Genomic DNA, 24,552 nt, shown 5'->3' with positions numbered 1-24,552 from the left:
GTCGGGGTTACTGAGGTAATAGCGATTTATAGGAATTCCGTCTGACGTTGTCCCGATGAACACCCATTCTGGCATGTCTTCTTTATTCAGTGAAAGCGGCTGCTCCCGTTTTTGTAAAAAGACAATATCCGTGGTTACGGTAGTTCCAGCCAGAACTTGAAAGGTCGTATTAGGTAGCCGAACAGCACCGATAAGGTCAGCTTTTTGGGCCAGAATTTCTCGAACTGAAGAATCCTGTTTGTCCATCGTTCCCTTGCTGACAATGAAGGCGAGAACACCACCGGGTTTCAACAGGTCTAGAGCTTTAATGAAAAAGTAATCGTGAATTAAATGATTGCTTTGATAGTGCTGGTCAAAGATGCGAATATTGTTGAACGGAATATTAGAAAACACCGCATCAAAACGAGTATTTCTCCAATCTACTGTTTCAAAGCCCTGAAGGTGAACTGTGGCTTGAGGGTACAACTGTCGAGAAATTCTGCCGGTCAGTTGATCCAATTCCACCCCGTGAAGCTCGGCTTGATTCCATTCCGGCGGCAGTACAGAGAAGAAATTGCCTGTACCCATGGACGGCTCTAACAGCTTGCGTCCAATTCCATCTGTTAGCCCAAACCGCTGTAAGGTAGTATAAATCGGTTGAATAACTGATTGTTCGGTGTAAAAGGCAGTAATTGTAGAATTACGTGCTGCGTCGTACTCTTCATTATCAAGTAATTGTTTCAACTCGGTATATTCACCCTCCCAACCAGATGCCGTAGAGTGGAAAGCATTTGCTAATCCGCCCCAGCCCACATAACCGGCCAGGATCTGTTGTTCTTCCGGTGTAGCCTGACGCTGGTCGGCTTCTAGATGTTTAAGCAAGCGGATTGCTTCTACATTTCGCTTATACTTGCTTTTGGGGCCGGACACATAGGGAGAGGCTTCAGGATTAAAGCGATAGTTGACGGCATGGATAGGATCGGCGATAGAAGACGGCTCTGAGTTGAACGTACCTTCCTCAAAAGCGTCTTCCTTAGCCTCGCTAGGAGGTATTGGAACAGTAGCTGTATCTTCTTCAGACAGTTTAGGTAAGATTTCAACAGACTCCATAGAGTGGATGTCTAATTCCTGTTTTTCTTCATGGGATTGTTGTTCGGCAAAGTCGAATAAAGTCCACTCCGGTTCTTCCAGCGGGAAGGGGGCGAATTGTTCATCATAACGCCCTTCCTGAATTAGCTGTAGTATCATAGCTGCTACCCTATTCCAGGTAAGCCCTTCTCGATGGGTTCCATCGGCTTCCTTCCATTCCAATTCCATTCCTTTGCTATTCGTCATATATCCCTTCAGGTCATTGGCAAAGCTGCCCCATGCGCCTCCAATTCCATAGACTACTTTGAGCAGTGAGACTAGAGCGGCAGGTTTAACGGGATGCTGCTCAGTCACGAATTGGTAAATGCGTGGTTTAATCACTGATTTTCCCTGATCACTACGCAACAAGTACTCGAGCATTTCCTCGGCAGTATGTTTTTCTGCACCGTCGTCAATTTCAGGCATAAAAAAAGAACCGCTTGCAGGCGGCTCCGGGGAAGGGGGGTGCTTATGAATAGCGGGAGGTGAAGGTGCGGTTATCTCGGTCTCAGCACGATTTCGTTCAGCACCAGTTCTTCTGCTGTCGATTTGATCTGATTCAGATGGCGCGTCCGCACTAGGGTATCCTCGGTCTCCGGCATCGGCTGGAGTCGAAGCAGTTGCTCGCTCAACTGCTCCAACCGTTCCAGTGCTTCCTGTTCGACTTGGTGTATTTTCTCCATCAGATCGCCTTGCATTTGAAGAATTAGGAAGCGCTGTGGGTGATGGTTGCGTAGATGGTTCATCGCCATCCGCCCATACTTGCCTAGCGGCTGCTGGTTCGCTTCCAGATTGCCCGAGATTTGCAGGTCGGGATATAGCAGACCGTCGATCTCGTGATAGGTTAGGCTCGGATGTTCCTTCTTGTTCATAAAAGGTACTCCTTTCGTTTTCCATGATTTTAATAAATCGGGCAATATCGTTAAGCAAGCTGCGGGCGATGTCATTTACCTGATAGCCCAAACGAGCGACAAGAGGAAGAGTATCCAAATGTGTAATGGTAGCGAATTCAATTCCATTAGGTTCTGGCAGCTGGCAGCGGCGGTGGATAAGATAGCGAACGCTGTCCATAATTAGATCAGCCATATGTTGCTCTAAGCCATGCAGGGGGAGTGTACCGAGAAAGTGATTCTCGACATCGTGCTCGAAGTCTTGCAGCAGCTCATCCCAAGCAGAACCAACAGATGCTTTGGTCAGATCGAAGATGGCATTGGAAAGGTCCATGGTGTCATAGGAAGTCAAGCGTCCCGCTAATTCAACTTGGTCTATTTGCTCCAGGTTCCAGAGTGCAGGAGCCGATTTCCCTGTAGTTTGAGTGATATCAAACAGGTGATTCAGCACAGGACTCCCCAGCTGAAAATCGCAAACGGCGATACTCTTTTCCCCTTTTTCACATAACGACCTATCTGATTCCAAAGGGGGAGAGGAGCCAGCATGGTGGCAGTTGGGTTCTGAGCATAGATCAGCAGACTGTTATCAAAGGAGTATTTATAGATTCCGGCAGCGAATTCCAAATAATTCATCCAATTTTTCGGAGAGAGAGAAATCTGTGATACAGCAGATTTATAGATTACCTGGAGCATATCAACACGAGCCACGATGGTTATCCTCCCTTCCTGTGGATCGTGTGACTTTTATTGTTCCAGCTCATCATAGATGTCTTTATCTGGTACAAAGGGGAGCCAATCTCGTTTGATATCCACGGCATAGGCTGGATAGCGAAGCTTGATCCCTTCAAAGAAATATGGCATGAGTCCATTATCGAACAGATAATAGGGGCTGAAAGAGAGGGTCTCTTCTTCATGTTCTCCCGTATAGCCCGAATAGAGGTTAAATGCGAGACGGGTAAGACGGACTGTTGTGCCTGTCTGCCAGCCGTTGTTTAAGCCATCTAGCCTAATGCTGTCTTCTCTGAAATCATAAAGATCATTAATGTGACGGCGTGTATCTTCTGTAAGGCCTAACAGATAAAACAGAGCGGATCGGTAAGAATCGTGTTGACGCTCAGCGCGAATGACATTACCTTCATAAAACTGTTCATGGGCCAGATCTTTGAATACCATTAAATTTCCTCCTCTTCAATTAAGGGATGTTGTTCAGGCTCTGACTGGAGCGAAAAATATAGGGTTAAAGCTTTATCGATGATTTCCTCAACTTCTGCGGCTTTACTCTCAGGAGAGAAATATTTGGCATATACTTTATGCTTTAGTTTGAATGGAGCAGGAACCTTATTTTTTGGTTTCCGGCTAGACTCACCGGAAAGGATCGCTGATGCGGCTTGCTCAGTTAAATTATGATTTTCTGATTTTGCTCGAAGCAGCTCGGATTTTTTCATATCTACTTTAAAGCCTTGTTCATGAATTAAAGATTCCACGGTTTGTTGTTCTTGCAGTTTCAGGTAAGAGAGATCGACGGCCGGGCGAAGTTTGATTTCACCTTGATCGACTCTTTCCATGAGTTCTGGTAGAAGATGATTCAAGCGCAAATATCGTTTGATATTGGTTGGGCTCATATCGTTTTTCTCGGAAACTTCATCCACACTCCAAGTTCGCTGTCCCACTGGGACAGAGGACTCAGAATCCTCGGTGTTATAAGGGATCACGCCGTTTTCAAGCTGAATAATTTTACTTTGTTTTTGCTTAGCTTCTTTACATGCTTCAAGCTGCATCTGCAGGGCACGAGAAAGTTCACTGGGCAACATGTCCTGAATGGAGCGTTGATGAAAATTGGTGTCCACCACGATAATTACTGCTTCTGCTTCCGTCAAATGTTCTTTAACAATGGAAGGGATAGAAAGTAACCCAGCGGCTTTAGCGGCATTGACGCGATTATGCCCAGAGAGGATTTCATAGGAATCTTGTTCCATTGGGCGGACTATAACGGGAATTAGGACACCATTTTCCAGGACGCTTTCGATTAGGTCATCCAGTTTTTTGCCCTCATACAGCTTAAATGGATGTTTATGAAAGGGAAAAAGGCTGGAGAGTAGAAGAGAACTGACTCCTGAATTTTCTGGAGATGATGTTGTGTGATTTGATCCTTCAGACAAAAGTAAAAGCTCATCAATGCTTGAAAGCTTAGGAGTAGGTCGCTTATTGCTCACCTTGCATCAGCTCCTTCGCTAAACTGCAATAAGCTGTGGCTACCTTCGACTTAGGATTGAATTCAATAATGCTTTGACTATAGAAATTCGCCTCTCCGACTTTGACGGAAAGAGGGATCTGAACATCAAAGATGCGGACAGTTTCCTGGTAATAAGCTTTCACTAACCGAAAGGCTTCTTTATATAAATTGGTTCTGGTATCACACATGGTCATTAAAATCCCGGTTATGCTAATCCGCGGATTAATTCGTTTCTTTACCTTGATGATAATTTTCAGAAGCTGAGTTAAGCCTGTCGCTGACCATAACTGAGGATTTACCGGTATTAACACACTGTCGCTGGCAGCAAGAGCATTTATCGTAAGTAGACCAAGAGAAGGATTTGTGTCTATAATGATATAGTCATATCTTTGCTTCATGGATTCCAGCAATGTGGTGAGAGTCTTTTCACCACCCATTTCATCTCTTAAATTAATCTCAGCAACGGATAGTTCAATGTTACTTGGGATGAGGTCTATATTGCCATGATTATGAATGTATTCATCTGGAGCCGGCAGTGGTTCGTCGCTCATGAGGGCATTCATAATATTGAACATTGAAAACTTAAGCTGGTCTGGATTTTCAATTCCAAAGCACATACTTAGATTGCCTTGTGGGTCGAAATCAACCAGCAGCACTTTCTTATTTTCATGGGACAAGGCGCACGCCAGATTGTAGGCGGTGGTTGTCTTGCCTGTGCCACCTTTTTGATTGGCAATGGTGATAACGGTTGTTCGTGTCATTGTAAAAACCTCCCCGGAGGTTTGCTCCGAACATATTGTCAATGGTAGGGAGCGGGCTGGTTCTCTCATTTTTCTCTCCGAGTTCTCTCGCAGTTCTCTCCAAAGGCTAAATTTGCTCTTTCTGTTGCTTGTTGCCGGAAACCCTTGTGGCTCTAAGGAAAACACGAAAAACCGTAAAAAATCCTTGATTCTACAAGGTTTTTTGCGGATTGTAGGTTCCCTTATATTCCACTGCAGGGGGTTAAAGTCCAAATGACTTCTGGGACTTAAAATCCTGCGGTACGTGAGTACCGTACGGGTTCGACCCCCGTCCTCGGCATCCTTGATTTATAAGGGTTTTTCCGAAAAACCTTGGTTTTTGAAACAGCTTAGGAGAGAACTTTTTATCGAGTTCTCTCCTGCAGTTCTCTCCTTTTTCCGGAGGAGAGAACGAGGAGAAGATCGCATGACTCTCATGTAGTATTGAGGGCAGTGCGATCTTTTTTATTAAAAGACCAAAACACCACTCATTGTTGATGCTGAAGATACTTTGGAACTGTATTCCAAGTGAGAATAAATTGGCCGTTGTAGAATAGTTGCTGTGTCCCAGCCATTCCTGAATTTCTTTCATACTGACTCCATTAGCGAGTAGAAGGCTTGCACAACTATGACGCAGGTCGTGATAACGAATATGACGAAGACCATTTTTTTTAAGCGTTCTAGTGAAGTTCTGTGTGATATAGCCGGGTTTAATTCGTTGTCCTAACTTATCCAGATAGATATACTCCTCGTAATCAGTGCAGTAGGATTTACCACATATGGCTTTATTGAGAGCTTGAAGCTCACGAATACGCAGCAGTAATTCCTCAAAGGCTGGCACAAGAGGTAAGGTGCGGCGACTTGGTTTGTTTTTAGCCCGGTCCTTTTCAATGATGTGTTCCTGACCTTCAAAATAAACCGGTGTTACAGTGTGCCTAATACTAATCGTTTTGTTTTCAAAATTTATAGCTGTCCATTTCAACCCAACTACTTCACTTCGCCGCAATCCATAAAAAGCGGCAAGAATGACTGCTAGCTCTATCAGTTCGCCTTTAACTTTTTCAAACAGAATATTAGTCTCCTGCTTGTTGTAAAAACTGCCTACAAAATCATTTTTCTTTGGTCTTTCAATCTTATCTGCCGGATTAGTGTTAATTAAATCATTTTTGAGAGCATGTTTTAGAGCTTTGCGAATATTAGCGTGATAATGGAGAACCGTGTTGGTTGTTACTCCATTTTCTTCAAGCTCATATTGATAGTAATCTTGTATGTGACTTGGTAATAATTCTTTGAGAAATAACCCCTTTTCTTCGAAGTAAGGAACAATATGATTAGTAATGACATTGTGGTACGAAGCATAGGTGATAAATTCAACTTGATGTTTCATCATTGCTAGCCACTGAAGCATGAAGACAGAAAATAGGGGGCCCTGATCAAATGGCTCTTCGGCTGGCATTTCTTCGATAATTTCTTCAACTATCGGTTCTTTCTCAGTAGCATTTAAAAGAAGAGTAAATTCCCTCCTTGTCTCTAATAGCAATGCTTCTGCTCTTTTTTTGTTACCTTTCACCGTAAGTCCAGTAGGAATCCACTTTGGTTTTCTCTTACCTTCTTCGTCCTTGCAATTCAAGACTATATAAAAAAGACCCTTTTTTTCTTGTAGGTGGCCTGCTACCATGAGTATTCCTCCTTCATAGCAGCCCGCATTGATCCTACCATTGACGCATTAATTATAACACGTTGGGTGGAAAAGGTTCAATGCGGTAAAGCGCGAAAGTGAATTCTGGATTTATCAATTAGAATGCTGGAAAGATAGACTATGACATGGATTTTAGGAATTTTATATGTTCGGCCAATCTTAAAATACGAGATGGTATCGGTGTGAAGAAGTTTGTATGCGCTCTTCGTGCTAATATTACCTAGCATGATACATAACTGATTAACGTTAACGACGTCGGGATAGTCACGGTACATAAGTTGCAGGATGGTTTCAATTTCTATTTTTATTGCATCACTTTGCATATACTAATCCTCCTATTATGAAGAAATCCTATTACAAGCAGCCGTTGGTTATTCGGCATCATAGCTTTGATCTCAAAGCTCCCCCTCATCCGAGCGAGCTGCCCCCAATACCGAAACGTTGGCCGGGCAGAAGTATCATTATCCCAAATGCTGGTCATCGCGATTCATCCCACCAGAGGATGATTGGAGCCGGAAAACTAATCGCTCTGGTCCTTTATTTAGACCGTCATGGCGCCTCCGCTCTGTCGCTTTAGCTGGTCGCAGTAGCAAAAGGAATGTACCTGTATAGGAAATATGGGGTTGTCAAAGGGCATGCAGGATTACGCTTAATAACTTGTCTCCTGTAATATATATGGGGAAGAGTCATAACAAGGGCAACTCAATATTAATAAAATACAGAGACGTTTCCTGACTAGTACAGTAAAATGACTCACTGTAGTAGTGAGTCAACGAAGGGTAGCATTATTGTTTTGAATGAACAATTCGTAATCGTTGAATTATCCATCAGTGATAAAAGCGATAACGATCAAGATCAAACCGACGAATTGCTAAAATAAACTCTATGGTTAGATGTTGTTTACAATCTTCGTCAAGATATCCATTAAGTCGAGAATATTTGTTGATCAATGGTTGATAACGGAAAATTAACTCTTCTTCGGCATCACGATTGCCACTTTGAGCTAACTCTATTAAGAACTCTATTTCTTCCATGATGATACCATCCCTTATGAAGGTGTTTTTCTCTAATTTCGAATTTGAAAGTGCGAGTTGAAATAACTTTTTATTTTTATTAATGTATGAGCTTTGGTTTTGCTCACAGCTTGTCTGGTTATACCGAGGCTGTTAGCAATATCTTTATCTGTTTGGTCTCTAACATATTTTAAATACAAGATTTTCTTTTCGACAGGACTTAAATTAAGCTCATTGATTATTTGTAAGATGGCTTGCTTATCTTCAACCTGTAATAAAGATGGCAAATAAATACTTACACTGAGACTATAATTACGAATTTTCCTTTCATCAAGTAAAGTCGTATGCGCAGAATGGTGAAGCATTTTTCTGAAGTAATCCCTACTTGAATGGCGTAAGCATGTTTTTACATAACTACTAAAGGCCTTCTCTACCGCTTCATTATCTTTGTTACCATTTCGCATCATTCCATCTCCTTTCAAGTATTAAATGGGGATGAACTTAAAAAAGGCAACCAAGATACATGAATATAAAAAAGTGTTATAAATATACATATAATGGGATATGCGTTGTGCATGTTTGTTTTCTTTATCAGAAATGAAAAGACGACAGTTCATTCAGAATAGAGAATGAACGTCGCCTTTTGTGCCGAAACTAATATTCGTTAATTACTGTTCTAAACAGTACCTTGAAAATTAAATCTGAATATAAATCAAATCTTGTTCCTCCAAAACATAACTGCCCATTAGTAATTGTTAGTAAGTACTTCTGTGGTAAGCGTCAAAGTTTGTTAAAGAGGGCAAGATGTAGTTTCTCGGTCGTTTGTTAATAAGTATGATTGTTCTTTAAGATGGGGAAACCCGAATTAACTAAAGTTTTCTAGAAAAGGGGTATAACATATTTCTTTATTGACGAAGTAGTTTAAATCTGGTTTTGTATAATCTTCTCCCTTGTTTCTCCGTGAAAGTTACATCAAAAATGATTAATAATTCTAAATTAATTATATGCATCTCATAGCATAAATGAAAATAACGGAAATTAAACTTCGGATAGCGTACTTTTAACAATAACTTAGAATTAATGTATCTGTTTGATCGTCTTTCACTTTATAAGAGCCTTTCCTTTATCGTTGCTCTGATTTTTAGTTCAGCTGATCTTGTTTCTGTTCCTACAAGAACATGATACTTTTTTATTGTTTGACTATTACTCATAAAATAACGAAGGAATGGGGAACGGAATATGAAAATAGCGAGAGCCCTAACATTGTTGCAAGTTTGTTCGGACATTACAAAAAGCATAAAGAGTCTTATTTAATGCTTTACCGCTCTGGGTTATCCTATTTGGTATTAGATAACATTAAGGCAGTATGCGGCCCGAAGCCTGATCAGGAGGATTTACCTGCTTATTTCAGTGCCTGGTTTGCCGGTGCTTTGTTTGGTTGGATTGATGAATGGATTACACTGGGGATGAAGCAGGAACCGGAAGAAATGGCAGGGCTGCTGGAGGAAATGGATCGTCGTTCTAAAGCAATGTCTTAATTTGATATGGGAATGAGAGGAAGGGGGAACTGCGGCCCCTTCCCGCCTGATTCTATTCTGCGCTACTGCCTTTTGTATACTTATCAATAAATTTCACTAATCTCCCGAAACCTTCCTGTGCGTTCTTGTCTGTTCTTATATTTGCTAAATAACCATGGGCGATTTTACCATGTGCCTTATCAAGGTAGAAATAGTCATTATCTATCTGATATGACGTAAGCTTATCGGATAAGGCCTTCATATCTTTAGGAAACCCATCTCCATTGGCAGCATTGATAAATGATGGTGGATAATCGCCAGTTACATGTAATATAGCGTTATATTGATCTGCAACTTTGCTGCTTTTGAATTCATTAGTACCTATACCTAGGTAATTACCGATTATTACTCTTGTAGCAAAATTTAGTTCGTCAGTCTTTATAGGCGCATCATCAATAACTAAAGCTTTTACTTCTTTAGTAGTAAGTAAGGGATGGATATTGAAACTGTCCGCATAATCTTTGTTTGAAATGATTGCGCCATACTGACTAGCAAGTATTGCTCCTGCAGAGCTACCCATAACAACAACATTTTCCATATCCAAGTTATACTTTTCGCTGTTATCTACCAAAAAGTTAATCGCTTGATTCATTTGGATAACAGGAACCGGGAACTTATAATCTGGCACTAAAGCATAATTGACGTTAACCAGGTTGTATCCATTTTCCACGAGCTTATTGAATAGCATATTGGCGTCATCATTTACTGCCATAGGATCTCCCATTGCCTTGTCTCCTCCGAAATATCCTCCACCATGAAAGAAAACGATCGTCGGTCTTTTAATTGTGGTATCCGTATTAGGATATGATATATCCACATAACTATTAGGATATTCATCAGCATACTTGATGTCATTCACATAGAGTATGCCATTACTCTTAACAATTTTCCCCGGCGGATTAAAAGGTTCAAAGGAATTGATCGGATTTCCTTTGTATAATGCATCTTGAATAAAGCCAATAATAATTCCTGGATGCGAACGTACATATAAAAACATGCCGCTAAATATTAAAGCTAACGTTAATAGAGAGATACCCATAATCTTTAGAACTTTGTTCCTTTTTTTAGGTTTTTTATTCCTCATTTCAGAGATCGTTCCCTTGTTCTCGAGTTGTACGTTATCATTCGACTTGTCCATTTTGACTCCTCCTGGTGTTCATTAATCGTTTTTTATCGCAGACAATATTAATCCTTTAAGGCACTCTCATAAAATTGATTAATCTGATTCAACAGTTCTTTGTTTGGGGCATTCATAATGTCTCTATCTATATTGCTGTATATAGATTCCATCTTATGACCTCCTACCGGTGATTTTTAATGCTTTATGCTTTTTCTTTCTTCTAGCCGCAATTTTTAACTTTTTCGATAAATAGCTTTCCTCCTTAAACTTTTCATCGGTCGCTATATGTGGCAACAGCTCTAGTGTAGCTGTACAATATAAACTGAAACTCAACTGCATATGTTTATTTTCAATTTACTTTTCAACGGTAAAATGAGACATCTTATTGATGATAAAAGGAGATTCTTTATATGTTAAATATATTAGTGGTTGAAGATGACGAAAGTACCAGGAAATTGATGTGTGTGGTCTTACAAACGAGAGGCTTTAAAACATGCTGGGCAGAAGACGGGATAACAGCGCTTGAGATTATAGGAAAACAGCATATAGATTTAGTGGTTCTTGATTTAATGATGCCCAATATGGACGGCTATGAATTGACACGACAGCTTCGGGTATTGTCGGAGCATTTGCCGATCCTGATGGTTACAGCCAAACAGGAACCGAAAGATAAAAGACAGGGATTTCTTGCTGGTACGGATGATTATATGACAAAACCTGTAGATGAAGAAGAGCTTGTACTACGGATCAGAGCTCTTCTGCGGAGAGCAAGGATTGCTAACGAACACAAGCTGACCATCGGGAAAGTTGTACTGGATTATGATACGCTGACGGCAACACGCGAAGATGAAGTTAACCTTCTTCCCACCAAGGAATTTTATTTGTTGTTTAAGTTACTATCTTATCCGAACCTGATCTTTACCCGTTTGCAGCTTATGGATGAAATCTGGGGATGGATTCCGAAACGGATGATCACACACTGACTGTTCATGTCAATCGCTTACGCAACCGTTTTCGAGAGTGGCCAGAATTTGAGATTATTGTGATTAGAGGACTTGGCTATAAGGCGGTGCTGCATACCAAATGAAAGAATTTTTTCATAAGAGAATAAGTCTGGCGATAACTTTGGTATTGTTTGTTTTCGGTGTGCTGGTGGCGACATTTCTCCTGCTGTTCGGCTGTACTATTCTGCTGCAGTATATCGGTGTTATTTCACTTACGCCTTCCCCGAGTCAAGGATTCGGCGAACGTCTGCTCTCGATTTTTTTCTCTTTGGCTTATGTGTTTTAATAGGAACCGCACTTACTGCCTTTCTCAGCAAAAAAGCATTGAATCCCATACGAAAGGTCATTGATTCGATCCATAGGGTTGCGGATGGCGATTTTAGTGTAAAGGTAAATTTGAAGGGTATCGGAGAATTGGAAGAATTGTCGGAGAGTTTCAACAAAATGACTAATGAGCTTTCAGGTATTGAAACGCTGCGAAGTGATTTTATCAACAACTTTTCGCATGAATTTAAAACACCTATTGTCTCGGTTCGCGGTTTTGCCAAAATTCTTAAAGAGAATTCGCTATCTGAGGAAGAAAGGCAAGATTATCTGGACATTATCATTAAGGAATCCGAGCGTTTAGCCATGCTTTCCAGCAATGTTCTTACTTTGGCAAAATACGAGAATCTTGAGATTATGATGGATAAAGTCCCATTTAGGCTGGATGAACAGATCAGAAGGAGCATCATTTTATTGGAGCCCAAGTGGTCAGACAAAGACATCACTATAAATCTGGATTTGGATAAAGTAATTTATAGCAGCAATGAAGAAATGCTACAGCAGATTTGGATCAATCTAGTGGATAATGCAATTAAATTTTCCCACAAAGCTGGTTTGATCGAAATCACCCTTGCCAATGTTAATGAAGAGATTCATTTTAGTATCCAGGATTATGGGGTTGGCATGGATGAACATACGAAAGCCCATCTTTTTGATAAGTTTTTTCAGGGGATGCTTCTCATTCCAAAAAAGGGTATGGACTGGGACTTCCTTTGGTAAAACGTATAGTAGAACTTTGCCAAGGCAATATTATCGTAAACAGCGAGCAAGGCAGGGGCAGTAAATTAACGGTTGTCCTTTATAAATAAATTTTCGTGAATATAATAAGGCTAGCTTCGGCATAAAACGGAGTTAGCCTATTCTTGTTTAACCTAAATAGCTGCTAAGAAAAAATTCGTCTGGTGCAGATACAACAAGGCATGATTCTGTTAAAAAGTAAGAAGAGAGAGGGTCTCTAGCATATCGGGAACCTCTTTTGTGGTGCTTGATGAGGACCGGTCCCCTTGTATTAATTACTTAAACAATTTTTGGAGTGCCAAACTTTAGAATGCGATATATATGTTTAAATTCCTTTATTTCACCCTTAGGGCCCCTGTTCTATACTTAGGGAAAATAAGTCTACGCTAGCTTGTATAGGTCACAAAACTACGGCAAAAGGATTGGAATCTGATAGGAAGCGATAAGGCCATGCTGATTGATACCAGCTATGGCCTGACCGACATGCCGCAGGCCATTCGGAAAATCACTGCTCTCCCGCTGCTGGTCGTCAATACACACGGCCATATCGACCATACTCACGGGAATCACTTGTTTGATACTGTCTTTTTATCCCATTTAGACAACGAGGTTTTCGAACGTCACAACGATGCTCAGGCGGTGTTCGAGCTGTTTAAAAAAATGATCCCAATTCCCCTTCGACCCTTTAATTGGTTGTTATGGCCTGCCTTGAAAAGAAGGATTAAATACAGCCCGCCGGTACATCAGCCGTTGCCGAAGGAGGGATATTTGAACTGGGCGGACGCCGGGTGCGGATTATTGAAACGCCTGGACATACGATGGGATGCATCTCTTTACTGGACGAAAAGAAGTGGTGGCTATTCGCAGGCGACATTAATTGTTTTGGCGGCGTGCTGCTGTATTTCCCGGAATCCTCCAATGTGGAAACATTCCGAGATACCATCCGCAAGCTGCGTAATTTTGGAGACTTATAAACAAGCGTGCGACCGAGCCATAATGGATTGTGAATTCAAGGAGGATAGACGGGATGGTAAAAAGGCTTAAAATAGCTTTGATAAAATACGTATTAAGAAAAAAACGAAAGAAACTAATGAAAAAAAATCTTATTGGAGAGCGCTTTATTGTCCCAAGAGTTGGATTGGATGGAGTGGAGACGATTTTGTATCGTCCAAAGACAGCCGGCTCAGGAACAATTCCGGTTCTATTTAATGTACATGGCGGAGGATTTGTAGGCGGAGATGCTTCGCAGCTAGATTCTTATTGCAGTGAAATGGCAGAAAGAATTCCTGCATTTATCGTCAATATAAATTATAAAAAGATTGATATCCATCCCTTTCCCTATCCTCAAATGGAGTTGCATGATACGGTTCTATATTTTTCGGATCATGCAAACGACTATGGAATTGATCCATCAAAATTTGTCTTAATTGGTTACAGTGCCGGCGGCCATTTATGTGCGGGGGCAGCAATGAAATTAAAAGAAAACGGGTTTTCTCTCGCTGGTCAAATTCTTGCATATCCATTTCTAGATTTTACTTTTGGTAGAACAGACGATGTAAGTATAGATAAAACGGGAAAGGTGATGGGATTGATTGAAGAAGTTCTCTTTCCCGATTTAAATGTAAGAGAGGCGTTAGTTTCGCCTGTATTAGCAAGAAATGAAGATTTGGCAGGCCTAGCACCTGCAACAATTATTGTATGTGAAGAGGATGAACTTCTTCCACAAGCAGTTCAATACGCAAAGCGGCTGGAAGAGGTTGGTGTTCCTGTTCGTTTCAAACAATATCCGGAGGCCAAGCATGGTTTTTTAGAAGTAAACCACCCTGAATATGCTGCTGAGAAGAGTGTCGCTAGGTCCCCTGAGCAGGAAAAAATTATGTGTGAGTGTAAGGAGTATCTCATACAAGAATTAGCCCAATATTTCAAGGATTCGTCCGAACGGGAATGGAACATTTAAACGGAAATCCTCCGACTATTAGAACGAAAAAATTGTGAAAGCTGCACTAAGTATGTAGTAACCAATACAGAAACGACCGCAAACTGAAGCGAATGGGTTGTTGGAAAAGTGAGGATTAATATGGAATCAAAAAATCAATTGAACGCGTGGGCCAATCCGGCCCCGGCAGGATTAGTTGCATTGGCTGTTTCATGCTTCTGTTTTTTTGCTTTATTCACTAATCAAGTAACAGATGCCGCGAAACCTCTTTTGGGATGGTGGCTTATCGGAGGCTTTGTGGTCCAATTGGTGGTGGGGATCTTTGAACTGAAAGCTGGCAATACAGCGGGAGGCAATACGTTTCTCTATTTTAGTGCTTTCTTTATGTTAGTCGGAGGTTCTGAACAGCTCTTTAAATTTTATATGGCTCATAATCAGATTCTTTTGGACTCTCGTATCGATGGATGGGCATGGTTATGTCTTTCTATTTCTTTACTGCTCTGTACTCCAGCTTATTTTAAATCACCATTTTTTCTATGTCTTGTTATAGTTATTTTGGATGTTGCACTGCCGATACTGGCTTTAATGGACTTGGGAGTCTTATCGTATCGATTTTCCCATATCCCCGGCTGGCTATTATTGGCAGCTGGAACGTGTGGAATCTATCTGGCCTCAGCCATTGTGGTCAATGATTCGTTTGGACGAAAAATCTATCCGAACCCGGGACCACTAATTAAAGATAAGGAAGGTTCGATGCTGGGGGGAGATGTGCATCGAAAATATTCCATTACAAAGTGAAGCTGATTAAAAGCGATAGAATCGTTTTCGCCGGATAAGAGCGCCAAGCTGGCCATATTCACAGCGCGGTGTAACTACCCAGTAAAACGTACTCAAATTAAGAATGCGTTATCCATGTTTGATTTCCTTTATATCGAATTCTTAGTGCTTGGGCCTATAATTTGGGTAAGTCTTAAGATTAACCATGTGGGGGGAACAAGTATGAAGAAGCGATGTTTGTCAATTATTTCTGCTTTATTAGCCTTTACTTTTTTTGCTACAACGGTTATGGCTTCGGAAACGTCAATTTCAAAGGAAGTGTCTAATCCGTCAGAAACAGTAGATAGACCAGTTAAAACAGCTGCAAACTTTAAAGATCTAGCAACTGTTGATGAAGATTTAAAAGTGAAGATAGATTCGCTTCTTAAAAAAAATATTTTCGAGGGTGTTTCGGAAACATCATTTGGCATTGATGAAAACACTACCCGTTCACAATTCGCAAAGATTCTTGCCTTGGTATATAAAATTGATATTGATAAAAATGTAAAAACTTCTAGCTTTCTTGATGTTCATGCAGACGACAGTGTTAATGGATGGGCCATTCCATATATTGAGGCTGCGAAGAAAGTCGGAATACTTGAAGGGGTAAAGAAAACTGCAGAAGGCTCATTATTTTCTCCTGGAGATGGTGTAACAATTGGTGAATTTGCAGCGGCTCTAATAAGAGGTCTGGGGCTTAAAGTAGATACATCCGGTAGTCCATGGTATGAAGATGCTGTGAAGCAAGCAATAGCTAATAAGCTACTTCCCGAGCAAATAGATGGCAGTAAATTAGCAACACGATTGGACCTTGTAATTGGAGCATATGGAGCAATAGAGGCATTTGCGAAGAAACTCGGAAGCGTAAATGTGAATGATAAGTTCGCCTTAAATAAAGATAGATTTTTCGCAAAAGCATTTTCTAAAACACTTGATATGAGCCAACCGGTTACTTGGGGAAGCACAACATTGGAACAATATAATTCTTTATCAGATACGAACAAAGAGACCTTAAATCATATAAAGAGAGTAGATGAGGTTTATGAAAGCGCCAGTTTAACTTTCTATCCCAATGGTAAAGTAAGAGTTGCTAGTAAAATCACGGATAAAGTTTATAATGCATTGGCAGAAAACGACATTTTCAAATACCTTCAGAAACAGACGGTCAATGAGGTGCTGGACTACTCAGTTGACAGCGAGAAGAGGCTCATTGCTTTAGGAAATGGAGCAACATACATCTACAATCCGGAAGTTGATTCGGTATATAGACAATCCATATTAGCCAATGAGGTTTTTTCTTCTTCTGGTGAAGTAGGAGACATTCCTACGGATGAAAATGAAGATGCTTATACTATTTTTAGAAATGTTCAATATGGCTCAGATCCGACAGATATCCGAAATCAAATGGATGTGTATGTACCTAAGAATTTGGATTCGAGTAAGGAGAATGGGGCTTTCCTCCTTCTTTATGGCGGTGGATGGATATCTGGAGGGAAGGAATCCACCCAGAAGCTTGCGCGGTTTTATGCTTCTAAAGGTTATATTTCGGTCGCGATTAATATGCACAATACCTACATCAATCCAAAAACTTTTAAAGCGGAAACAACTGTTTTTGATATGTTGAATGATATTCAACATAGTGTCAAAAAGCTTAAAGAATTATCGGATGAAAAGAAATGGAATATTACGCAAATGTCTACGTACGGCGAGTCAGCTGGAGGAAATCTGGCTATGATCTATGCTTACTCCAGAGGAACGAAAATGCCTTATTTCGATACGCAAGAAATTTTGCCTGTTAAATTCGTGGTAGATCTTGTAGGTCCAGCAGATATGCATTATTCTGCCTGGGGAGGGGATAAAGAGTGGAAAGATCGCGAATTTCACGAGGCATTTGGTTCAGGACCGGGATATGCAGTTATGATGACGGGGGCAACAAATAAACCGGATTTAACGGAAGAAGAAAAGGAAAAATATATACAAGCCATGTCACCTGTATCCTATGTTGAAACATATGGTGGAGTACCAACTGTGATGGGGTATGCCAAGAGAGATACCGCACAGAATCCCAATAACGGTAAACTTTTAAAGGGATATCTAGATAACAAATCAATTCCAAATGATTTATTCACATTTCCTAATTCAATTCATGGTTTAGATAAAGATCCAAAAGAGGCTGAAGCATTCTATGCTAAATCGATCGAATATGCGCAAACCTATTTCAATAAAGCGAAATAGAGCAAAGAGTATTTCATAAATTAATAGAACCTTTACGGCTGACGATACGCATTAGCGATGTCAGCCTTTTTGTCGTTCATCCTGAATCAGATCGAATTTAGAATGCGATATGTATCATCGTCGAAATACGCAGAAATATAATAAAGCTGAAGATGTTTTGATCCTGAATTGTCAGGATTATAAATATTTTGGATGTTGCACTGCCGATACTGGCTTTAATGGACTTGGGAATCTTATCGCACCAAATCTCCTATATCCCCGGCTGGCTACTCTTGGCAGCTGGAATCTGTGGAATCTATCTGGCCTCAGCCATTGTGGTCAATGATTCGTTTGGTCGAACACTTTATCCGAACCCGGGACCCTTAGTTAAAGATAAGGACGGTTCGATGCTGGGGAAGATATACACCGAAAAATATTCCACTACTAAACCGGCGCTGAAACGTGACGGTGCGGATGCTTAACCGAAATAAGGCTCCCGAGGAACTCGCTATGAGATTCTCGGGAGTTTTTTGCATCGCTTCGTGTTTATATTCTCAAGAAATTCGATAACACGTTTGATCAATATGAATTGAATAGAAGTAGGTTCATATAGAAATGGTATTTGTAAATATAGATAGTTGGAGTAGGCTATATGACTTTCTTTTCCCAATTGTACCTATAAGAAGATGATGGTAAGTGTGGTTCGGAAAGTTGAAGATGAAGGAGTGTTGCCCCTGATCCTTGTTTACTTAATCACAGGAGTCATGGTGGCGGAAAACTGATGCTTAACTGTAAGGAACGCCACAAGGCAGTCTGCCAGTGCGATCTTGGCAAACATTCTACTGAACGAATTGGACAAAGAACTGACCGAACGAGGCCTGCGATTCGTAAGCTACACGGACGACTGTAATATCTGTGTGGGGAGTAAGCGAGCAGGAAGCATCTTCAAAAACTGGACCAAGGGATTCGAAGGAGACTCTGAATGTGTCAATGAAAGCAATGGGAACGAGAACGCACACGAATCCTTGAACTCCGGGCACTTGTGGTGCCAGAGTGGGCATGTTTCGCCATGGCTAACACGCGTTGAAGCGTATGATAAATGTCCCGGAACACGAATAATGCCCTTTCACTTCCTATAGGGAAGTAAAAGGACTGAAAAGTTCGCTTTCACGTTATCTAGAACTTTGTTCACCTTTTGGAACAAGAACTTGTACTATCGATCAGACAAATAGATGTTAGTGTTTATCTGAATAATAATTTAATTTGACTTTGAAAAGAATGAATTAAATACTTCAATCAAATCGTCCTCTGCTTGAAGCCCGAGTTTTTTTTGCTCTTCAGTTGTATATTTTAGTTCCTCATCATTTTCAGGTTTCATTACCTCTGACGTATCCATAAAAGGATGGAATGCCTTCTCGTAAGAGAATACCTGAGTCGGTACGCCTGCCTTATTCAAAACGTCTATATATGGCTTAGCAGTATTAGAAATCTCATCTTGACCGGCTAAGACAAAAGCAGTTGAGGCAAGAGGCACTTGTGAATCACTCTTGATCCCTTCCTCAATCAAATTTGGCGTAAGTATTGGAATAACATCAATTAGGTATGGAACTACTAGGACTTGTCCTGCCAATTTAAAATTTTCTGATTGCAGTAATAGGGAGGCATTTGCTACATGATAACTACCCGCACTAAAACCCATAGTCGCAAATTTACTGGAATCAATATTGTACTCATCCTCATGCTCAGCAAAATAATAGATGGTGTCTCTAATTTCTTCAGCAGGATAAGGAATAAATTTTTCATCCAGTTTTTTATAGTTAATCGAGACAATCATCGCCTGCCACTTTTCCATAACTCTAACATTAAATGAATCTAGCATGTCTGCTGCCCCACCAAAAAATCCTCCACCATGCACCATGAATATAACAGGTAATTTTTTATCTTCACTACCCTTTGGACGATATAGAATGGTTTCTACATCATCAGCTCCATCTCGTGGTACAGTAAATCGTGTTCCCAACAACTCATCATCAGACTTTACCCACTGGGCTCTATCTTCAGCCGCATCTCCCGCAACTAACCGAGCAAGTTGTACAGGATTTGTTACAAAAAAGATGGCTGTTCCAGCGACCAGGAGTATAAAAACCCCAAAACCAATGCCTAGTCTTTTCAACCATTTTCTATTTTTTTTATCTTCCTTCTTCATCAGTACAGTACTCCTTTTTGTCTATTTGATAAATACATGTTGCACATATATCATTGATCGTAGTGTATGGTTTTGATTAGGTCAATTACTATAGAAAAAATGAAACAGAAAGGCAATTGTGTAACATGAAAAATAAGGATAAGGCTAGTTATGTAAAAGAAGAAATTGCACGAGCATTTTTTCAATTGTTTGAGGAAAAAGATTTTTCGGAAATATCTATCAAAGAAATCACCCTAAAAGCTCAAGTTAGTCGGGTCTCATTTTACCGAAATTTCACAAGCAAAGAAGATATCTTGCGATATTATATCCAGCAAAAAATGAGTAATTGGAGGCACACAACCGATTTAGTAAAGGCACCTAATTTTAAATTAGTTATTGCCGACCTTTTCGAACATTATAAGCAACATAGTGAATTTTATCTTCTTCTTTATAAAAGAGGTTTTTCATATTTAATTTTAGAAGATATTCAGGCCGTTTGGGGGGCAAGAGAGAACCAAACTAATAAGAATGCTTACGTCTACGCATATCTCACTTATGGTTTATTTGGTTGGATAAATGAGTGGTTTGCAAGAGGAATGCAAGAATCCACAGAAGGTATTCTAAGGCTCTTTGAGGAAAAAGACGAAAAATAATTTACATTTAATATCTTCAGATCATAAAGATATTTATGAAACGGTTAAAAGAAGGAGCAAGCACCTGCACCTATTCGTTTTAACTGATGACATTTCACATTCTGGTTAAACTATAAGAATAAATTTGTATATTAATTCGACCTTGTACCAAAAATAAAATGCGAGCTTCTGATCATCTTTCAGAGCTCGCATTTTATTTTATGAAAAGTGATTTAAATATAATTTTCCTGCACCAATACTACCTAATGAAGATGAAACTTTTTAACTTTGCACTTCGGTTCTAGCAAATCGTTACGTTACAGGTTAATACACGTTTAAAGACACACCAGCATTTTTGCCAAGCTCTTAGTGAATTCTGGGTTCCAAGTAACGTGTTCGGAATTCCTTGTCGGGCAGAATGGAGCGGGGTAACCACGATTCTCAAGATGATTTGCGGTTTGGTAACTCCAACTAGGGGAGAGTACTCGATTTACGGCAAGGTTGGCTCAAGTCAGCTGCTTCCATGAAGCCGCGAATAGGTACGCCCGATCGTTTAAACAGCAACTTTTGAATGAGGCAATTGCCAATCCTGAATAATCTTGGATTCAGAAAGGCATTGCATCTTACTTAGGAAAAAACACACTTATGAGCTGTGAATCAATTGCACTATTTTACATCAGTTTATTTTCAGTTTAGTTTCTACTAATAGTATATGAAAGAACGAAGATACGGAGTCAAAATATCACTTATTTAGTCACCTTAAAAAAATTAAAAGGGTTAGGAGGATTGTCTAATTGAAGAGGTTGCTGGCATTTATTCAGGAACAAAATCAAAAGTGATTGAATCGGTAGTTAATGAACAACAAACTAAAGTGTTTTCGTCAATTTACAAAATGAGAGAGGTTATTATATGAGTAAAAATAATGGGATTTCAGAACAGGCTTCAGAAAAAAGAGTTTTTTCAAGCGCTACAGAGTTGCTATCCTTATCGCGTCTATTGCAATCGCAGGCATCGGTGTATTAGCGTATGATTGGTTTAATACCGCAGGTGGAACGAAAGTGAGTAAGTTTGGCGTCATGAAAATAAAGCAAAACGCTATTACGATCAGAAAAGAAGCGAATGCAAAGGATACTTTAGGCAAGAGAATCGTCATTGAACGAGATGGAAAGAACCCTGTAGAGGCCATCTGGTATGAACCAGAAGGACGCACGGAAGATCTTCCGGTGTTTGTCTATGCGCATGGTGGTGCATGGATCAGTCTGGACGCCATCGATGTGGATGAATATATGAAAAAGGTCGCAGACTCAGTTAACTGCGTCGTTGTCAATATTAACTACAAACTGCTTCAAACAGAGCCATTCCCTTATCAACAAGAAGAAATGGTTGATACGATAAAATGGCTGCAGGAAAATGCAGAATCTTTGAAAGTTCAACCTGAGAATGTTGTCATTAGCGGGGGAAGTGCTGGGGGACATATTACTGCTGGTACTGCGCTGCTCCTTTCAAGAGAAAACATTAAAATTGCTGCGCAACTCCTGGAAATGCCCTTTCTTGACTTTGCTGGGCCCGAAGAAGACGATTTAGGAATGTTTACTGGCTTAATTGGACAGCTCCATAAAACCTTCTCTCCTGATATACCAGCTGATGACCCAATTTTATCTCCCCCATGCTTCAGCGGAAGAACTGAAGAAGCTTCCCCCTGCTTATTTTATCCTTGGGAAGCAAGACCCGCTTCATTTGCAGGGGGAACGATATGCACAGATCTTGGAGAAAGTGGGCATTTATACGAATATTAAATACTTCGATACTAAACATGGGTATACGGTCGACAAGACGGATGAAAACGGCAAGACTGTTAGTGTAGTTGATATCGAAAATACCGAAGCGGGTGAACAATATAAAATTGAGTTGCTCCAAAATATATTTAATAAATGACTAATTAACCAAACAATGTGGTCGATGATTCGTTTGGACGAACACTATATCCGAACCCGGGACCCCTAATTAAAGATAGGAATGGTTCGACTTAGATGTACACCTAAATTATTCCATAACTAAAAGAAAATGATTTAATAACAGCTTTCAAGCCGGCGCTATAAGGTGACGGTGTTAACCAAAGTAAGGCTCCCGAGGAACTCGCTTTGAGTTTATTGGGAGTTTTTTCACATCACTTCGTGTTTATATTGACAAGAAATTAGATAACACAAATGAATATAAATTAAAAGAGTTGCAGCTAGCACTATCTGAATGGTTGTTTGGAATGAGATATCGAATGTTGCTTATCCGTTATTTCATGGCTGATAATATATTTCTATAATGAAAGCGTAATTAAAAATGGGTAGCTGCTGTTCTTTCTGTTGGGATGCTCAAAACTGCTAAAGAATCCTCGCGTGTAAAGGGAACATTACATGGTCCGGTAGCGTCCACCTTGTCGTCCAGAAATAAGCTACTGCTTAAAAACAAGCATTCTTTGTGATAGGTCATTAGAAGAGCGAAGAGGCTCTTAAAATTAGATTGAAAAAGCGAGAGGGGGCATAGACATGTTAATTGAACACGAAGCAAGAGGGAAACTGGAATCCCTGATAATTAAAAATGGAGAAATTACAAAATTCGAATTTGTGCAAGCTGGTGTGCCGGATTTCGGTCTTAACTTGCCGTTGCAACCACTTCCAGAGTACTGTCGCGTTTGCGTTCGATTGAACCCGGAAGGCGAATCGAATATTTTGATCGAAGTATGGATGCCACTCACCGATTGGAACAGTAACTTCCTGGGGACTGGAAACGGGGGCCACGCAGGTACCATAGACCGATTTTCTTTGATTAATGGAATCCGTCGCGGATATGCTACAGCCAATACAGATATGGGGACCTCCCCGGACCCGGATACGCTTATAGGTAAGCCGGAAAGATGGGTTGATTTCGGTTATCGGGCAACGCACCTTATGACAGTCGTTGCAAAGGAAATTATTAAAGCGTTTTATGGTAGAGCGCCTAAATTTTCTTATTTTACAGGAGGCTCCACTGGTGGTCAGCAAGGCCTTATGGAGGCACAACGGTATCCGGAAGATTACAATGGGATTCTGGCAACGGCACCAGCCAATAATCGTACGCATTTACACATTGCTTTCATATGGAATTGGCTGGCCTTAACCCAGGATCCGGATGCCGGGTTTGACGAACAACAGGCTGCAACCGTTACGGAGCAGATCCTTGCGCATTACGGCGCCGAAGGCGGATGCATCCCTGGAGACCATTTTATGGCACAGCCAGATCAGATAACCGTTAATACGAATATTTTTAAAGACGGTAAACTGTTGAATGATACACAGATCCGTGCATTGGAAATCATCTATAACGGTCCTGTAAACCCAGTAACAGGAGAACGGATTTTTGCTCCGGTTAATGTACATGGCAGCGAGCGTTTTCCTTTGGGGCTTTCCGCTCAAAGCAATAAGGATGAGTTTGCTAAAGGTTTTCTTTATCTATTCCGCTGGATTTTCGGCAAAGACTTTGACTTCACGAAGTTTGATTTTAATCATGATGTAGATTTCGTTGACGAACAGTTGGCCCCGATTCTTAATGCAAATAGCACAGAATTGCAGGATTTTAAGAACGCCGGCGGAAAAATCATCATGCTGCACGGCACGGCCGACCCGATTATTCCGTACACGGACTCCCTACAATACTATGAGCGGGTGATCGAAGCACAGAACGGTCTAGAGAATACGCAATCGTTCTTTCGGTATTTCATCATCCCGGGGCTTGCTCATGTCTTCGATGGTCCAGGCGTTCAGGACATTGGAATCGGATTCCGGGCAACGCCCAAGGATAGAGAGCATGACGCGCTTACCGCACTTTCCTTATGGGTAGAAGAGGGGATTGCTCCAGAACGGCTACTTCCTGTTGCCTTTAAAAATAGCTCTTTGCTGAATGGTTTTTTATTAGACGAATACGAATATGAAAGGCCTGTATACGCCTATCCGAACCAAGCGGTATATGAATCGGGAGATCCGAATAATCCGGAAAATTATAGGAAAGAGAAACGGATCTTTGGGGATTTTCCAAAACCTGCTCCCGAGTACCTGGCTTGATGGTACAACTCAGTTAAATGAGATAATTTATCATACAGGCAAAGATACTAGCTTTGCTGACGCGAAGTACAATGGCGTCAGCTTTTTTTATAATTGTGTACCGACAACTTAATAACGAGATATGTATGTTTATATTCCTCTATATCAACCGCTAAATACCCGGACCTATAATTATATTGTGACCGATGAAAATG

At 40.6% G+C, this 24,552-nt stretch carries 20 protein-coding genes, 1 tRNA gene and 4 pseudogenes; 15 read left to right on the top strand and 10 right to left on the bottom strand.

Annotated elements, in window-relative coordinates; translation table 11 throughout:
* Positions 1 to 1,604: 1,604 nt before the first annotated feature.
* The 5 genes from JI735_RS33540 to JI735_RS33520 all read right to left on the bottom strand — a co-directional run bounded on the left by JI735_RS33540 (position 1,605) and on the right by JI735_RS33520 (position 4,991).
* Positions 1,605 to 1,979: a TnpV protein gene (locus JI735_RS33540; protein ID WP_083886332.1), complete on the bottom strand. Its 375-nt coding sequence runs from the start codon at positions 1,977 to 1,979 to the stop codon at positions 1,605 to 1,607.
* A gap of 462 nt (positions 1,980 to 2,441) precedes the next feature.
* Positions 2,442 to 2,705 (bottom strand): hypothetical protein, encoded by a 264-nt coding sequence (locus JI735_RS33535; RefSeq protein WP_202676884.1) that lies wholly within the window; start codon positions 2,703 to 2,705, stop codon positions 2,442 to 2,444.
* A 36-nt stretch (positions 2,706 to 2,741) separates the two neighbouring features.
* A complete protein-coding gene (locus tag JI735_RS33530) occupies positions 2,742 to 3,170 on the bottom strand; it encodes a DUF6075 family protein (RefSeq protein ID WP_202676883.1) in 429 nt (142 codons plus the stop codon).
* Entirely contained in the window at positions 3,170 to 4,210 is a 1,041-nt protein-coding gene (locus tag JI735_RS33525) for a ParB N-terminal domain-containing protein (protein ID WP_202676882.1), read from the bottom strand. Before JI735_RS33525 ends, JI735_RS33530 begins: the two co-directional genes overlap by 1 nt.
* Positions 4,200 to 4,991 carry a ParA family protein gene (locus JI735_RS33520; protein ID WP_202676881.1) on the bottom strand — a complete coding sequence of 264 codons (792 nt, stop codon included), beginning with the start codon at positions 4,989 to 4,991 and terminating at the stop codon, positions 4,200 to 4,202. The genes JI735_RS33525 and JI735_RS33520 overlap by 11 nt, the downstream gene beginning before the upstream one ends.
* Positions 4,992 to 5,224: 233 nt before the next feature.
* Between JI735_RS33520 and JI735_RS33515 the strand changes: the two genes are divergently transcribed.
* A tRNA-Leu gene (locus JI735_RS33515) sits at positions 5,225 to 5,310 on the top strand.
* 300 nt (positions 5,311 to 5,610) lie between these two features.
* Here JI735_RS33515 and JI735_RS36690 read toward each other — a convergent pair.
* From JI735_RS36690 to JI735_RS33500, 3 genes and pseudogenes are all read right to left on the bottom strand, one after another.
* A pseudogene (locus JI735_RS36690) lies at positions 5,611 to 6,396 on the bottom strand (tyrosine-type recombinase/integrase); the annotation flags it as partial.
* Positions 6,397 to 7,535: 1,139 nt separating this feature from the next.
* The gene (locus tag JI735_RS33505; RefSeq protein ID WP_039832149.1) at positions 7,536 to 7,742 is read right to left on the bottom strand and encodes a helix-turn-helix domain-containing protein; all 207 of its coding nucleotides are present in this window, start codon (positions 7,740 to 7,742) and stop codon (positions 7,536 to 7,538) included.
* 32 nt (positions 7,743 to 7,774) lie between these two features.
* Positions 7,775 to 8,185, bottom strand: coding sequence for a sigma-70 family RNA polymerase sigma factor (locus JI735_RS33500; protein WP_039832150.1), 411 nt, complete (start codon positions 8,183 to 8,185; stop codon positions 7,775 to 7,777).
* Positions 8,186 to 8,917: 732 nt separating this feature from the next.
* Between JI735_RS33500 and JI735_RS33495 the strand changes: the two genes are divergently transcribed.
* The gene (locus JI735_RS33495; protein WP_157771213.1) at positions 8,918 to 9,259 is read left to right on the top strand and encodes a TetR-like C-terminal domain-containing protein; all 342 of its coding nucleotides are present in this window, start codon (positions 8,918 to 8,920) and stop codon (positions 9,257 to 9,259) included.
* A gap of 52 nt (positions 9,260 to 9,311) precedes the next feature.
* Here JI735_RS33495 and JI735_RS33490 read toward each other — a convergent pair whose 3' ends face one another.
* On the bottom strand, positions 9,312 to 10,436 hold the full coding sequence (locus tag JI735_RS33490) for an alpha/beta hydrolase (protein ID WP_051051296.1): 1,125 nt from the start codon (positions 10,434 to 10,436) through the stop codon (positions 9,312 to 9,314).
* Between the two features lie 392 nt (positions 10,437 to 10,828).
* On the opposite strand from JI735_RS33490, the pseudogene JI735_RS33485 reads away from it, so the two are divergent.
* From JI735_RS33485 to JI735_RS33445, 10 genes and pseudogenes are all read left to right on the top strand, one after another.
* Positions 10,829 to 11,505, top strand: a pseudogene (locus JI735_RS33485) (response regulator transcription factor).
* Complete coding sequence (locus tag JI735_RS33480; protein ID WP_202676880.1) at positions 11,502 to 11,708, top strand: hypothetical protein; 207 nt, start codon at positions 11,502 to 11,504, stop codon at positions 11,706 to 11,708. The pseudogene JI735_RS33485 and the gene JI735_RS33480 overlap by 4 nt, the downstream one beginning before the upstream one ends.
* 38 nt (positions 11,709 to 11,746) lie before the next feature.
* A pseudogene (locus JI735_RS38065) lies at positions 11,747 to 11,824 on the top strand (HAMP domain-containing protein); the annotation flags it as partial.
* A gap of 42 nt (positions 11,825 to 11,866) precedes the next feature.
* Positions 11,867 to 12,466 carry a sensor histidine kinase gene (locus JI735_RS33475; protein WP_267919092.1) on the top strand — a complete coding sequence of 200 codons (600 nt, stop codon included), beginning with the start codon at positions 11,867 to 11,869 and terminating at the stop codon, positions 12,464 to 12,466.
* Positions 12,460 to 12,555, top strand: a complete 96-nt coding sequence (locus JI735_RS38060) for a hypothetical protein (RefSeq protein WP_411830026.1) — start codon at positions 12,460 to 12,462, stop codon at positions 12,553 to 12,555. Before JI735_RS33475 ends, JI735_RS38060 begins: the two co-directional genes overlap by 7 nt.
* Positions 12,556 to 12,913: 358 nt before the next feature.
* Complete coding sequence (locus JI735_RS33465) at positions 12,914 to 13,528, top strand: MBL fold metallo-hydrolase (protein WP_325175648.1); 615 nt, start codon at positions 12,914 to 12,916, stop codon at positions 13,526 to 13,528.
* Positions 13,512 to 14,441, top strand: coding sequence for an alpha/beta hydrolase (locus JI735_RS33460; protein ID WP_039832154.1), 930 nt, complete (start codon positions 13,512 to 13,514; stop codon positions 14,439 to 14,441). Before JI735_RS33465 ends, JI735_RS33460 begins: the two co-directional genes overlap by 17 nt.
* A gap of 120 nt (positions 14,442 to 14,561) precedes the next feature.
* Complete coding sequence (locus tag JI735_RS33455; RefSeq protein ID WP_051051298.1) at positions 14,562 to 15,218, top strand: acetate uptake transporter family protein; 657 nt, start codon at positions 14,562 to 14,564, stop codon at positions 15,216 to 15,218.
* A gap of 201 nt (positions 15,219 to 15,419) precedes the next feature.
* A complete protein-coding gene (locus JI735_RS33450; protein ID WP_157771214.1) occupies positions 15,420 to 17,471 on the top strand; it encodes an alpha/beta hydrolase in 2,052 nt (683 codons plus the stop codon).
* 188 nt (positions 17,472 to 17,659) lie between these two features.
* Positions 17,660 to 17,932 carry an acetate uptake transporter family protein gene (locus JI735_RS33445; RefSeq protein WP_051051300.1) on the top strand — a complete coding sequence of 91 codons (273 nt, stop codon included), beginning with the start codon at positions 17,660 to 17,662 and terminating at the stop codon, positions 17,930 to 17,932.
* A gap of 776 nt (positions 17,933 to 18,708) precedes the next feature.
* Here JI735_RS33445 and JI735_RS33440 read toward each other — a convergent pair.
* On the bottom strand, positions 18,709 to 19,656 hold the full coding sequence (locus JI735_RS33440) for an alpha/beta hydrolase (RefSeq protein WP_039832156.1): 948 nt from the start codon (positions 19,654 to 19,656) through the stop codon (positions 18,709 to 18,711).
* A 125-nt stretch (positions 19,657 to 19,781) separates the two neighbouring features.
* Here JI735_RS33440 and JI735_RS33435 point away from each other — a divergent pair, with 125 nt between their 5' ends.
* The 3 genes and pseudogenes from JI735_RS33435 (at position 19,782) to JI735_RS33425 (ending at position 24,358) form a co-directional block, all read left to right on the top strand.
* A complete protein-coding gene (locus JI735_RS33435; protein WP_039832157.1) occupies positions 19,782 to 20,288 on the top strand; it encodes a TetR/AcrR family transcriptional regulator in 507 nt (168 codons plus the stop codon).
* 1,055 nt (positions 20,289 to 21,343) lie between these two features.
* Positions 21,344 to 22,202: pseudogene (locus JI735_RS33430) on the top strand (alpha/beta hydrolase).
* Between the two features lie 605 nt (positions 22,203 to 22,807).
* Positions 22,808 to 24,358, top strand: coding sequence for a tannase/feruloyl esterase family alpha/beta hydrolase (locus JI735_RS33425; RefSeq protein WP_051051302.1), 1,551 nt, complete (start codon positions 22,808 to 22,810; stop codon positions 24,356 to 24,358).
* The last annotated feature ends 194 nt before the right edge of the window (positions 24,359 to 24,552 follow it).

The organism is Paenibacillus sonchi (assembly GCF_016772475.1).
In the GTDB taxonomy this organism is placed as follows: Bacteria; Bacillota; Bacilli; order Paenibacillales; family Paenibacillaceae; genus Paenibacillus_AQ; species Paenibacillus_AQ sonchi.
Note: the sequence above shows the minus strand (reverse complement) of the source record. Positions and strands in the feature narration are given on the sequence as shown.